Consider the following 13,050-nt stretch of genomic DNA (forward strand, 5'->3'; position numbering starts at 1 on the left):
AAATTAACTAAAGCTAGGCTTTGTTTTTTCTTTGCTTTTAAATTTTTGATACAAAGAACAAGTTTGCAAAAGCTCTTCATCTTTACCTATTGCCAATACCTTGCCCTTATCCAATACTACTATTTTATCTGCATTTTCTATAGTGCTTAAACGATGTGCAACCACTAAAATCAATCTATCTTGTTTTAAATTTTCTATAGTTTTAACTATTGCTTTTTCACTTTCATTATCCAAAGCTGAAGTTGCTTCATCAAAAATAAGCACATCAGGATTTTTATATAAAGCTCTAGCGATTGCTATTCTTTGTTTTTGTCCTCCACTTAAGTTTTTACCATGTTCTTTCACTTCAGCCCAAATCCCGCCCATTTCTTTAACAAATTCACAAGCATTGGCCAATTTTAAAGCTTGGATGACTTTTTCTTCTTCTAACTCTTCGCTATAAGCAATATTTGCAGCAAAACTATCATTAAAAAGATAAATATTTTGCGTTACAAGTCCTATTTTAGCATGTAAGCTTTCTATGGTAAAAGTGCTAATATCTTCTTGATTGAGTAAAATTTTACCTTTTTGCTTTTCATAAAAATACATCAAAAGATTAATAATAGAAGATTTGCCACCCCCACTTGTCCCTACAAGAGCAAGCATTTGCCCTTTAACAAAATCAAAATTTACGCCTTTTAAAACACTTTTATGCGGGTTTTCATAAGCAAATTCAACATTTTCAAAGCTAATTTTTTCAATGTTTTTTAATTCTTTGCTTCCACCTTTAATTTGAGGTTCTAAATCCAATAAATAAAAAGTTCTTTCACTTGCCGCAACAGCACCTTGAAGTTTTCCATATAAAGACGAAAGACGCTTTAAAGGAGTATATATCGCAAAAAGTGCTGAAACAAAACTGATAAAACTTCCCACACTCATAGAACCATTGATAACCTCTCTACCTCCTACAATAATCACCACAGCAACCCCAACAGAACCCATCATATCCATTAAAGGACTTGTAAGTGCATCAATACATGCGGATTTTAGGTTTAATTTACATAAAGTATCATTATGCTTAGCAAATTTATCACTTTCTTTTTTTTCATTATCATTAGCTTTGATCAATTCAATATTTGAAAAAATTTCACCCAAATAAGAAAGTAAATCCGAATTTGTTTCTTGTATATTTCTTGCATATTTTTTAAGTTTTTTAGCAAACCATACCAAAGGAAAAATAGCTAAAGGCAAAATCACTAAAGCAAAAAAAGCCAAAGTAGGACTTTGATACAAGACTACCGCAAGCAGTCCTATAGCAGTTAAAAGCTCTCTAAAAAAATCAGGAATAATGTTTGATACTATACTTTGAAGTGCATTAATATCATTAGTACAACGACTTACAAGCTCTCCGCTTCTATAGCGTTTAAAAAAATCCATATCCAAGCGTAAAACATTTTTTAAAACCCTAGCACGCAATACTCTTAACATATCTGTTCCTATAAAGGAAACATAAAAACTTTGTAGATAAGTTCCAAGATTTTTAAAAAAATACATCAATACTAGCAAAAAAGGCACTGTATAAAGTAAAGCTTCATTTTTTTCAACGAAAATATAATTTAAAATAGGCTCTAAAGCATAAAAACTTCCAGCAGTTCCTCCGCTTGCTAAAATCATACCAAAAATAGCTATAGCAAATTGCTTCCAATATCTTTTATAAAAGGGCTTAAAGCGTATTAAAACCTCTTTTAAATTCATCTCATTATGCATTTATTTTCTCCCAAATTGTTCCATTTGGAGTATCTAAAAGAGTGATTTTTTTACTACTTAGTTGCTCCCTTATTGTATCAGCTGTGTTAAAATCTTTGCTTTTCTTAGCCTCAGTTCTTTCTAAAATTAACTTTTCAATCTCTTCTCGTTCTTCTTTGCTTACACCCCATTGAAAATATAAAGTTGTATCCATAAAACCAAAGCCAAAAATTTTAGCTAGCTCACTTAAAGCTTCTTTGATATTTTGTTTTAAAATTTTATTTTTGCTTTCTTTATCCAACTCTAAATTTGCATTATTTATAAAATCATCTAAAAGAGCTAAGGCTTTAGAAACATTTAAATCATCATTTAAAATCTCTAAAATTTGCTTAGCAATTTCGCTTTTTATTTCAATATCATTTAAAACATCAAAATCAGAAATTTCACCTAAATCCAATCTTTTTTTAAGGCGATAAAATTTATCTAAACGTTTTTTAGCATTTTCTAAATCCAATAAAGAATAATTAAAATGAGATCTATAATGAGAACTCAAAAGATAAAATCTTAAAGCTTCGCCCATAAATTCTTTTAAAGCATCTTTTATGAAAAAACTATTATTTAAACTTTTACTCATTTTTTCGCCATCGATTTTTACAAAACCATTATGAAGCCAAATATTTGCTAATTTTCTCTTACATCCACAACGACATTGCGCAGCTTCATTTTCATGATGAGGAAAAAGCAAATCTATCCCTCCAGCATGTATATCAAGAGTATTTTCAAAAATAGAATCAATCATAGCAACACATTCAGTATGCCAACCTGGGCGCCCTTTGCCAAATTCATTTTCGTAAAAATTTTCATCAAATTTCCAAAGCACAAAATCGCTTTCATTTCTTTTTTGCACTTCATTACTTAGACGAGAAATATTTTCTTCTAAATTGCGATTTGATAGGCTTAAATATTTTTCATCTTTACTTGTATCAAAATAAATTCCATCTTCTAGAGTATAAACAAACCCATCCTTAGCAAGCTTTTTAATCAAATCAAGCATAGCTGTTATATAATGCGTTGCACGAGGCTTAAAATCAGGATCTAATACATTTAAAGCCCTCATATCCTCTTCATAACTTTTGATATAAAATTCCGTAATTTCCTCTAAAGTTTGACCACTTTGAGCCATTTTTTTCAAAATCTTATCATCAATATCTGTATAATTTCTAGCAAATTTTACCCTATTGCCCTGAACAAGTAAAACTCTACGCAAAAGATCAAAACAAACACTACTTCTTGCATGTCCTAAATGTGCATCATCATAAACCGTAGGCCCGCATAAGTAAATACTAATATCTTTTTTATCAAGTTTTATTTTCTCTTTTGTTACACTATCTAATAATCTCATTAAAAAACTCCTTTAAAACTTGTAAAAATTCCTATAAAAAAACTTAAAATATAAGGTTTAATCAAAATAAGTAAGATCGTAAAAACAATCAAAGCAACTATAACCAATAAGCAAATTTTAATAGATATTAAAGCAAAAAATTTCTTAAAACCAAATTCTTTGATATTAGCTCCAAGCAAATAAAAAGCACTAATAGAGCTTGAAAGTGCCACTGCAATAACCTTTAAACTTTCATCTTTAATCAAAAATATAAAAGCCATAGAACATAAAGCACTGATAATTAAAGATTTTACCGCGATCCAAGCTGCTGTTTTTTGTTTAAATTTTGCATAAAGCCACAAAGAAAAAAGCTTTTGCAAACCAAAAGGTAAAAGCCCTATAAGATAAGCAATCAAAACATAAGCTGTAATCACACTATCTTCGTGAGTGAAATTTCCTCTTTCAAATAAAAGCTTTGAAATTTCCAAAGCAAACACAGAACCTACAATACTAGAAGCAATAAGCAAAATGCTTAAAAGTGCTAATGCTCTTTGCATAAATTTTAAGGCTAAATTTTCTTGATCACTTTTTAAATGTTTTAAAATTTTTGGAAAAGAAACTTGAGTTAAAGCAATAGCAAAAAGTGCCAGGGGGAGTTGGAAGACACGATTTGCATAATAAAGATAAGAAATACTCCCGCTCATTAAAAAACTAGCTATAGTTGTATCAAGCAATGAGCTAAATTGAGTCGCAGAAGAACCTAAAACTCCATGAAAAAAATTGCCATAAAAACCTTGTAATTTCGCCTTGGCTTTTTTAAATTTTATACTTAAAGCCATAGCACGGATTACAGGATTGTTTTTTAAAACAAGCAAATGTAAAATAAGCTGTGCCACCCCACTTAAAACCGTTGCATAAGAAAAATAATAAAGTGTATTTTGCGGTGCATTTTTATCCACAAAAAAGGCAGCTATAACAATACTTAAGTTAAATAATGCCGCAGAAAAAGAGGTAATGAAAAATTTTTGTCTATAATTTAAAATAGCTCCTAAAAAAGTAACTAAAAAAATAAAAAACAAATACCAAAAATTAATCGCCACCAAAGGAGCCGCTAAAGCTATAGTATCTGCGTTAAACCCAAAAGCAAAAAGCTTGGTAAAAAAAGAGGAGAAAAAACTTACCAAAAGACAAAATAAAAAAACTATAAGGCTAAATTGCATCATTACACTAACGCAAAAAGCTCCTTTTTTTTTCGCTTTTACAAAATTAGGCAAAAAACTTTGTCCAAAAGCCCCTTCTGCAAAAATTCTTCTAAAAAAAGCAGGCATTTTTAAAGCCACAAAAAAAATATCACTATAAAGCCCTGCTCCTAAAAAAAGCGCTATTAAAACATCTCTAGCAAGCCCTAAAATTCTTGAAAATAAAATTCCTAAAGCATTGATAATAAAATTTTTAAATACTAAACTCTTCATTAAATTTTTTCATAAACTTCAAAATATAAAGAGAACTATTTTAACTAAAATTGATTAAAAATTGACTATAATTACATTCTTAATTTTTTACAAGGGGAAAGTTTTGGCTTTGGATGAAAAAATTATTGCCTATACAGAAAATCCAGCTCGAGAGCTTTTAAGCGTAGCTTCACGAACAAACCTTAGCTTAAATGAGCTTGATTTTAGTTTATTGGCGTTTTCTACACAATATCGTTTTGGAGATTTAGAATGGGAAAAAATCTCTGAAAAAGAATTAACTCTTTTTGATAAAGATGAAATTTTTTTAAAAAATGATCTTCAAATCAAGCAAGAATACAAAATAGAAATTTTCCACGGTATAAACCAAAGCAAAGCATCTCAAGCAGTCAAACTAGTTGCAAATAAAAATTTAACCAAAATAGTTGCTCAAATTGATTTTACAAATTTAGACTTTCATGAAAAACTAGCACTAGAACTTTTGCAAAATATTTATAAAAAGATGTTGAAACTTAAATTTTTAATAGGTATCCGCATTTTTGATTTTAAGAAAAATTTAATGTCTTTTTGCAACCAACATAAAAACATCCCTTTAAATAAAACTATACAAATCACCGTTGCACAAGGTATTGATCCTATAGAAAGTCAAGATGAATCCCTGATCTTGGCTTATAAAGAAAAAACCAAAAACTACACTATCGATGAAAAACGCTCAGGTATTATTGTTGTTGATGAAAACGAAGTTGTTTTAAAACACGCCAAATTTAAACAAGGTAAAGAAGGAAAAGACTTAAATTTACACACCTTAAAAGTTTTAGCCGCAAATGAAAATAAAGTTAAATTTTCTTGTTCTTCGGCTTTTAAACAAGTAGAGCAAGATGGATACACAGAATATATAGCTTTAAAAAAAGGTTATGTAGTACAAGATGGTGAAAAATTTGATATTGCCAATGAACTAGATTTTAATGGAGTAGATTTTAAAAATATAGGGATTATAAGAGCTGGACTAGACAAAAATGTCAAAATCAATATAAAATTTCTTTCAGAAGTAAAAGATGCTGTAAATTCTGGGGTTGGGATAGAATGTGAAGAATTAAATGTAGTCGGAAGCGTAGGAAGCAACACTCAACTTAATGCCGCTAAAATGAAAATTGAAGGCACTACACATTCTAAAGCCAAAATTCAAGCCAAACAAGCCTATATAAAAACTCATAGAGGATTTGTAGAAGCCGAAATTTTAAATATAGATTTGCTCGAAGGTGGAACAATCAAAGCTAAAGAAGTGAGAATTAAAAAAAGTTTAGGCGGAAATATACAAGCTGATAAAATCTATATAGAAAATTTAGAAAGTAATAATTCTTGTGTGTTTTTTGAAAACACCACAATAGAACGCATCAACGGGGATAACAATAAATTTCATGCTAAAATTAAAACTCTTGATAGTAATTATGATGAAGAATTTGCGATTTTAGGAGAGCAAATTTCTAAGTTAAATCATAAAATGAATAAAATAAGACAATACATTTTATCAAGTAAAAATGGAATTTTAAGCGTTGAAAAAAAGATAACAGAACTTAAAAATCAAGGTCAAAATGTTCCTATACAATACGAAAAAGCCCTAAAAGATTTCTCTTTACAAAATCTTGAATTAAATAAACTACAAAATGAAGAAAAAGAACTTCTTGAACGCAAAAAATCTTTACAATTAGAATTAATCAATTTGCAAAAAATGCTTTTTGAAGCAACTCTTATAAATAAAAGCGGCAAATGGACTGACATGAATGAGATCAAATTTTCACTTCTAGAACCTAAAGAAGATATTTTTTACTCTTCATTTGTTAATGAAAGTGCTAAATTTATAGGTATTAAAAAAGTCATACAAAACAACCAAGAAAGTATAGAAATACATAAAAAATTAGATTATGAAGAAAAGGATATAGCATGGTTGTCGGCATCGAAGGAATAATCACAAAAAAAGAACCTACTTTTATCATTGTTAAATGTGCTAGTGGTTTAAGCTATGGGATATTTATTTCGCTTTTTTGTTCTGCTAAAATTCAAACTCAAGAAAAGCATGAGTTTTTTATTACTCAAATCATCAAAGAAGATTCTAATAAATTTTATGGCTTCTTGGATAAAGATGAACAAAAAATGTTTGAAATGCTTTTAAAAGTCAATGGAGTGGGTGCAAATACTGCTATGGCGGTATGCTCTAGTCTTGATGTAAATTCTTTTTACAAAGCGTTAAGTTTAGGCGATGAAAGCGTGCTTAAAAAAGTACCTGGTATAGGTCCAAAAAGTGCGAAACGCATTATAGTAGAACTTTCAGATACAAAAACCAAACTTGAAAATGTAAGCGATGAAAAAAGTGAAGCCTTAGCCGCACTTCTTACTCTAGGCTTTAAACAAGAAAAAATCATAAGTGTTTTAGCAAGTGCTCAAGCAACAGGCACAAGCGAACTCATCAAAGAAGCTCTTAAAAAACTAGGATAAAGGAATAAAATGAAATTTGCAATACTTTTTGGCGGAAATTCTTATGAACATGAGATCAGTATAGTAAGTGCTGTAGTACTTAAAAAAGTTATTAATCAAAATTTAGAATTTATTTTTTGTGATGAAGAAAGAAGATTTTATCATATCCCAAGTGAAAAAATGAATTCTAAAACTTTTAGCACCAAAGCTTATAAAAAAGAAAAAGAACTTTTCATCAAACAAGGAGGTTTTTTTAGCAAAGGCTTTTTAAAAGAAAATAAACTAGAGTGCGAGTGCGTGATCAATCTTATCCATGGTAGAGATGGAGAAGATGGAAAAATTGCAGCTTTATTTGAGTTTTATTCTATTAAATTTATAGGACCTAGGCTTGAAGCCAGCGTATTATCTTTCAACAAAGAACTTACCAAACTTTATGCCAAAAGCGTTGGAGTAAAAACACTTGATTATACCATGGTAAGAAAAGGGCAAAACTCTAAAGAAAAGCTTAGTTTTCCTTGCATTATCAAACCTGCAAGACTTGGAAGTAGCATAGGTATTAGTATAGTAAAAGATGAAAAAGATTTAGAATACGCCAAAGATGTAGGTTTTGAATTTGATAATGATCTTGTAGTGGAAGAATTTAAAAACAATATCAAAGAATACAATCTTGCAGGATGTATGATCAATGATGAGTTTGTTTTTTCCATCATAGAAGAGCCAAAGAAAAAAGAATTTTTAGACTTTGAACAAAAATATCTTAGCTTTTCAGGACACAATGAGCTTATAGAAGCAAATTTAAGCGAAGAATTAAAAGAAAAACTCAAAGATAGTTTTAAAAAGATCTACAATCCTTTGTTTAAAGGTGCTTTAATACGCTGCGATTTTTTTATACTGGATAATGAAATATATTTAAATGAAATCAACCCAAATCCTGGTTCTTTGGCTAATTATCTTTTTAAAGATTTTAGTACTACTTTAAACGCTTTAGCTGATCAAATTTCACTTGAAAAAATGATAAAAATCAGCTACAACTTCCTTCACTCTATCAACGGACAAAAAGGAAAATTATAAGCTTTTAAGTCAAAATACGCTAAATTATACATAAAATTTAGCGTATTTTAGGAAGAAAAATGCTCTCTTTTAAACAAGATGAAATTTACACTGCCACCGAAGTGGTAAGAAATTTTAGCCCCATTATGGAAAAACTCAAAAAAAGCGAAAGTGGAAAAATAGTTATTTTAAAAAATAACAAATTTGAAGCTGTAATGCTTAGCATGAAGGAATTTGAACGCTTACAAAACGCCATGCAACTTTTAGAAAATATCTACAAAAATCAAAAGGCTTAAAATGGCTCAAACTCAACTTTCTTATAAAAACAAAACTTATCAAATTTCTTATGAAATTTTAGGTGATCTTACCTTACCGCAAATACTTATCTTACACGGCTGGGGAGCCAATAAAGAACTTATGAAGCAAAGTTTTTATCCTTTTTTGAAAGACTTTTGTCAAATTTATATGGATTTGGCGGGTTTTGGAAATTCAAGTGTGGAAGAAATTTTAAACACTCAAGATTATGCCAATATCACAGAACTTTTTTTAAAACAAAAAAAACTCAATGTCTGTTTTTTCATGGGGCATTCTTTTGGTGGAAAAGTAAGCACCCTACTCGCAAAAGAAAAAGACACCCTAATCTTACTTTCAAGTGCAGGAATTTTAGCTAAAAAATCCCTAAAAGTGCGTTTTAAAATCCGTATTTTTAAAATTTTAAAACTCTTTGGTTTGGGAAAATTTTATCGCTATTTTGCTAGTAAAGATGGAGCAAATCTTAGCCCTATGATGTATGAAACCTTTAAAAATGTTGTTGATGAGGATTTTGGTGAAATTTTTGCCAAGCAAAAGGCTAAAAGCTTGGTTTTTTGGGGAAAAAGCGATGAAGCCACGCCTTTGTATTGTGGTGAAAAAATGCATCAACTTTTAAAAAATAGCACTTTTTATCCTTTAGAGGGGGATCATTTTTTCTTTTTAAAATATTCTGCTTTCATAGCTCAAAAAATTAAGGAAATTTAAATGCTTATCAATACTCTTTATTTTATCAATTCTTTATTTTTTAATTTTTGTATAGCTTTTTATCTTATGAGTGCTTTACAATGGTATTCTTATAAATTTAAACGCGTGTTTTTTCATTATCATAAACCTTTATGGCATTTGTATTTTTTATTTATCCCTTATTTTTTATTCTTAGCTTTTCCTTTATACTCTTTGGCATATTTTGCATTGATCCATACTCCGATTTTGTATTTTTGGAATAAAGGCATAGATAAAAAGCTTGTTTTTACAAGTAAGGTTAAATGGTTTTTTGTTTTTGTTTTTGTTTATAATGCTATTTTTACCATCCTTGCTTTGCGTTTTTCTTTTCTTTTTAATCTTTTTAGTCTTCCTTTTGCTTTATTGAGTCTTAAAATTTATGAGTTTTTTACAAATTTATATTATAAAAAACAAGCCAAAGCCAAACTAAGAGCCAATGAAAATTTAAAAATCATACTCATTACCGCAAGTTTTGGAAAAACAAGTATTAAAAATTTTTTATACGAACTTTTAAAAGATGACTTTAAAAGCTACAAAACACCACGATCTGTCAATACCTTGCTAGGTATAGTTGCTGATATCAATAACAATTTAAGCCAAGATACTCAAATTTACATAGCTGAAGCAGGTGCTAGACTTAAAGGCGATATTGATGAAATCACTCGTTTTTTACAACCTCACATCAGCATAGTAGGAGAGATAGGCAATGCACATTTAGAGTATTTTAAAAGTGTTGAAAATATCCGCTCAACCAAACTTGAAGCCTTAAATTCCAAAAGACTAGAAAAGGCTTTTTTACACTCTAGCACCCAAAAAGAAGGAGATAAACTCATCAGCCTTTATGATGAGAAATTAAGTCTTATTCATTCAAGTCTTGAAGGTTTAGAATTTAAAGTCGATATAGAAAATAAATCCTATGATTTTAAAAGTCAAATTTTAGGGGATTTTAATGCGCAAAATCTTTGTGTTTGTATACTTTGTGCTCATTATCTTGGCATAAAACTAGAAAAAATTCAAAAGCAAGTTTTAAATATAAATTCCGTAGAACATCGCTTGCAAGTGCTTTCAAGAGAGCCTAAATTTATCATAGATGATGGTTTTAATGGAAATTTTAAAGGTATGAGCACAAGCTATAAACTTTGTAAAAGCTATAAAGGACGCAAAGTTTTAGTAAGTCCTGGTATAGTAGAAGTAAGCGAAGAAGAAAATATAAAACTTGCTAAAATCATCAATGAGTGTTTTGATCTTGCTATCATTAGTGCACAAATCAATGCTGAAATTTTCAAAAAAGAGTTAAAAATAAAAACCATTATACTTAAAGAAAAGAGTCAGCTAGTTCAAACTCTAGCTAAAGAAACAAAACATGGAGATTTGATACTCTTTTCAAACGATGCACCTAGCTTTATGTGATTTGCATAAGTATTTGCAAATGTCATCATTTTTAATTTGACTTCGTGCAAATACTTCCTAAACCCTAGTTTGTCCTATAAGATTATTAAGTCTATCCATTATAGATCCAACATAAGAATTTATACTTTCACTGCTTGCTTTCCAACCATTAGCTTTTGCTTGATTAAACTGATTATCAAACCAAGCTCCACCATAACCTATGCTTGTATTTTGCCAAGCAACTCCTTTTTCCATTGCATAAATACCTGCATCAAGCCAACCATCTTGCGCATAACCTTTTAACAAACTTGCAAAATCAACTTTGCCTGTCATAATGTCATTTAAAGCAATGCTATCACCATTAAAACTTTCTTTAGCCATAGCCCTATTGTAAGCTTCTACTTTTGGATTAAGTGTGGTTTTTGGACTCTCAACAGGTTGTCCGCTACCATATGATTTTAAAAAACTCATAAATAAAGCTTCTTTAGAATAGCTTCCATCTTCATTTTGTGGATAAACTGACATATCAGGATTAAATTGCCATTCTTCACCTTTAGAAACATTTTTGATTTCTTCCAAAGATAAACCAAAACTATGTCCATTTATGCCATCTATTAAAGATCCTGATTGTATATATAAACTTTCAGCTTCTTTCATTTGTTCAGGGGTTTGATAAATATTTGCAATAGAAGAATTTGAAAAATCTCTTAGGTGAGTGATATTCATTCTATTGCCTGGATCATTAAAATCCATCGATTTTATTCCATTTATAGCATACCCCTTAGGCATAGAATTTATATCTGCTTCACTAAAACTTGTTTTATCATTTGGAAAACTTTGACCTAAAGCATTAGAAAAAAGATTATAATATTGTTTTATGGTTTCAGCCATATCGATATTAGTATAATACTCGCTTACGCCTAAGTATTCTTTTGTACTTGAAACAACAGGATCATTTTCAGCAGCTTTTTTAATCTCATCCAAAGTAGATTTATGTATCTTAAAATCTTCAGGAAGTCCCGCAGCTTTGTTAAAATCACTTCCCATATAACCATTAGCATCTACTCCATAACCATAAGCTAAAGATACAATATTGCTTGTATCTGCTTGTTTATATTTTAGAGTATAAATAATTCACTTGATATATCATAATTAGGAGAACTTGTCTTACTACTTATACTAAAATTAGTATTATTGCTAGTATTTGTTGTATTAGTAGAATTTAATACTTCACTTCTTGCTAGAGTTTGTGAATTTGCATTTTGAATTTCATTTAATTTACTAGCATTTTGTTTTAAAAAAGCATTAGCAAAACTTATTTTAGAATTTTCTTTACTTTCTTTATTAGCTTTTGCTTGTGAAAGCATAGAACCATAGTTTGAGTTATCATTGATACTAAAGATACTCATATTAATTCCTTAATTTAGATTTTTCTGCCTTCAACCTAAATATATTAAAATAATATAAGCAAGATCTGTTCCGTTTTGGGGTGAAAAGAAAATATTTATCACACCAAAGGTAAGGTAAAATAAAAATTCTTAGGATCACTTTGAAAACTTAACTCTCCCTTATGAGCGTTTATGATTTCTTTAGAAAGAGACAAGCCAAGTCCATTGCCTTTAAGTTTTGTTGTTTTAAAAGCTTCAAAAACCAATTTCTCATCTTTTATTTCACAACCATTATCATACACTCTGATGCATATTTTTTCATTATCATAACTTGCTAAAATTTTAATCATAGGCTTTTCACATTCGCTTTCTTCTATCGCATCAATAGCATTATAAATCAAATTTTGCAAAACCAAACCAAGAAGAGCTTTATCAGCACAAATCTGCTTATCCAAAAAAGATATTTCAAAGTCTATTTGAGAAGTGAAATTATAAGAGTTAATGGCACTTTCACACTCTTCTTTTAACTCTAAAAGATTAAAATTTAAAGCATTGATGTGTACACCCTTAGTAAAAAGTAGAGTTGAATTTACGATACGCTCCACTCTAGCAATAGCCTTTTGGATTTCAAGAACTATATGCTTATTTTTAAGCTCACTACGAGCAAAAAGGGTTGAAGCAAGTAAAGATATAGATCCAATAGGATTTCTTATCTCATGTGCCAAATGAGCCGCTACACTACCCATGCTTGCAAGCCTTTCATTGCGTTTTTCATCGCTAATATCTGTAGCTGAAACTATAGTTTTTTCATTATGCGCTATGATTTTTACCGCATAAAACCTACCTTCAAATTCAAGCTCATCACGAATTTTATCAAGACTAATGATACTAAGTAATTTTGGATTTTTCAAGGCTTCTTGATTTTGTAAAATAATATTTTTTTCTTTATCTAAAATCCAAAGCGCACTAGGCAACACCTCTATAATCTCATCAACCATTGCGCGTAAGGAGTTATAGTTTTCATTTAAAGTTTTGTATTCATTTTCTATTACATAAGTTTGTTCTATAAGACTTTCTAAGCCTTTTTGTAGGGTTTCTTTTTCATTTGAGTCTAAACTTTTTAAAATACTTTCATTCATTT

11 protein-coding genes and 1 pseudogene are annotated in these 13,050 nt (G+C 29.5%); 6 read left to right on the forward strand and 6 right to left on the reverse strand.

Features of this window, described 5'->3' with window-relative positions; translation table 11 throughout:
- Positions 1-3: 3 nt before the first annotated feature.
- From FBF10_RS06370 to murJ, 3 genes are read right to left on the reverse strand one after another with little or no spacing between them, the layout of a single operon-like run.
- Positions 4-1,746, reverse strand: a complete 1,743-nt coding sequence (locus FBF10_RS06370) for an ABC transporter ATP-binding protein (protein WP_002889121.1) — start codon at positions 1,744-1,746, stop codon at positions 4-6.
- Complete coding sequence (gene cysS / locus FBF10_RS06375; RefSeq protein WP_052789846.1) at positions 1,739-3,127, reverse strand: cysteine--tRNA ligase; 1,389 nt, start codon at positions 3,125-3,127, stop codon at positions 1,739-1,741. The genes FBF10_RS06370 and cysS overlap by 8 nt, the downstream gene beginning before the upstream one ends.
- Entirely contained in the window at positions 3,127-4,578 is a 1,452-nt protein-coding gene (gene murJ / locus FBF10_RS06380) for a murein biosynthesis integral membrane protein MurJ (RefSeq protein ID WP_002872969.1), read from the reverse strand. The genes cysS and murJ overlap by 1 nt, the downstream gene beginning before the upstream one ends.
- A gap of 103 nt (positions 4,579-4,681) precedes the next feature.
- On the opposite strand from murJ, the gene FBF10_RS06385 reads away from it, so the two are divergent.
- The 6 genes from FBF10_RS06385 to murF are packed head-to-tail and all read left to right on the forward strand — an operon-like array spanning position 4,682 to position 10,542.
- On the forward strand, positions 4,682-6,541 hold the full coding sequence (locus tag FBF10_RS06385) for a flagellar assembly protein A (RefSeq protein WP_002888191.1): 1,860 nt from the start codon (positions 4,682-4,684) through the stop codon (positions 6,539-6,541).
- A complete protein-coding gene (ruvA, locus tag FBF10_RS06390; RefSeq protein WP_002888193.1) occupies positions 6,517-7,068 on the forward strand; it encodes a Holliday junction branch migration protein RuvA in 552 nt (183 codons plus the stop codon). Before FBF10_RS06385 ends, ruvA begins: the two co-directional genes overlap by 25 nt.
- A 9-nt stretch (positions 7,069-7,077) precedes the next feature.
- Positions 7,078-8,118 carry a D-alanine--D-alanine ligase gene (locus FBF10_RS06395; protein ID WP_002869413.1) on the forward strand — a complete coding sequence of 347 codons (1,041 nt, stop codon included), beginning with the start codon at positions 7,078-7,080 and terminating at the stop codon, positions 8,116-8,118.
- A 59-nt stretch (positions 8,119-8,177) separates the two neighbouring features.
- Positions 8,178-8,393, forward strand: coding sequence for a type II toxin-antitoxin system Phd/YefM family antitoxin (locus FBF10_RS06400; RefSeq protein WP_002852622.1), 216 nt, complete (start codon positions 8,178-8,180; stop codon positions 8,391-8,393).
- 1 nt (position 8,394) lies between these two features.
- Positions 8,395-9,114 carry an alpha/beta hydrolase gene (locus FBF10_RS06405; protein WP_002867950.1) on the forward strand — a complete coding sequence of 240 codons (720 nt, stop codon included), beginning with the start codon at positions 8,395-8,397 and terminating at the stop codon, positions 9,112-9,114.
- Positions 9,115-10,542, forward strand: a complete 1,428-nt coding sequence (gene murF, locus FBF10_RS06410; RefSeq protein ID WP_002869923.1) for a UDP-N-acetylmuramoyl-tripeptide--D-alanyl-D-alanine ligase — start codon at positions 9,115-9,117, stop codon at positions 10,540-10,542.
- 57 nt (positions 10,543-10,599) lie between these two features.
- Here murF and FBF10_RS06415 read toward each other — a convergent pair whose 3' ends face one another.
- The 3 genes and pseudogenes from FBF10_RS06415 to flgS all read right to left on the reverse strand — a co-directional run bounded on the left by FBF10_RS06415 (position 10,600) and on the right by flgS (position 13,048).
- Positions 10,600-11,568, reverse strand: a complete 969-nt coding sequence (locus FBF10_RS06415) for a hypothetical protein (protein WP_240367364.1) — start codon at positions 11,566-11,568, stop codon at positions 10,600-10,602.
- Positions 11,557-11,888, reverse strand: a pseudogene (locus FBF10_RS08820) (hypothetical protein); the annotation flags it as partial. The gene FBF10_RS06415 and the pseudogene FBF10_RS08820, both read right to left, overlap by 12 nt.
- A gap of 140 nt (positions 11,889-12,028) precedes the next feature.
- Positions 12,029-13,048 carry a fla regulon two-component system sensor histidine kinase FlgS gene (flgS, locus tag FBF10_RS06420; protein ID WP_002852488.1) on the reverse strand — a complete coding sequence of 340 codons (1,020 nt, stop codon included), beginning with the start codon at positions 13,046-13,048 and terminating at the stop codon, positions 12,029-12,031.
- Positions 13,049-13,050: the final 2 nt, after the last annotated feature.

Origin of the sequence: Campylobacter sp. CFSAN093249, from assembly GCF_011067895.1 — a bacterium.
GTDB lineage: Bacteria > Campylobacterota > Campylobacteria > Campylobacterales > Campylobacteraceae > Campylobacter_D > Campylobacter_D jejuni.

Coding starts and splice junctions, on each gene's coding strand:
- FBF10_RS06370 (WP_002889121.1), bottom strand. CDS start 1,746: ATGCATAATGAGATGAATTTAAAAGAGGTTTTAATACGCTTTAAGCCC.
- cysS (WP_052789846.1), bottom strand. CDS start 3,127: ATGAGATTATTAGATAGTGTAACAAAAGAGAAAATAAAACTTGATAAA.
- murJ (WP_002872969.1), bottom strand. CDS start 4,578: ATGAAGAGTTTAGTATTTAAAAATTTTATTATCAATGCTTTAGGAATT.
- ruvA (WP_002888193.1), top strand. CDS start 6,517: ATGGTTGTCGGCATCGAAGGAATAATCACAAAAAAAGAACCTACTTTT.
- FBF10_RS06395 (WP_002869413.1), top strand. CDS start 7,078: ATGAAATTTGCAATACTTTTTGGCGGAAATTCTTATGAACATGAGATC.
- FBF10_RS06400 (WP_002852622.1), top strand. CDS start 8,178: ATGCTCTCTTTTAAACAAGATGAAATTTACACTGCCACCGAAGTGGTA.
- FBF10_RS06405 (WP_002867950.1), top strand. CDS start 8,395: ATGGCTCAAACTCAACTTTCTTATAAAAACAAAACTTATCAAATTTCT.
- murF (WP_002869923.1), top strand. CDS start 9,115: ATGCTTATCAATACTCTTTATTTTATCAATTCTTTATTTTTTAATTTT.
- FBF10_RS06415 (WP_240367364.1), bottom strand. CDS start 11,568: ATGGGAAGTGATTTTAACAAAGCTGCGGGACTTCCTGAAGATTTTAAG.
- flgS (WP_002852488.1), bottom strand. CDS start 13,048: ATGAATGAAAGTATTTTAAAAAGTTTAGACTCAAATGAAAAAGAAACC.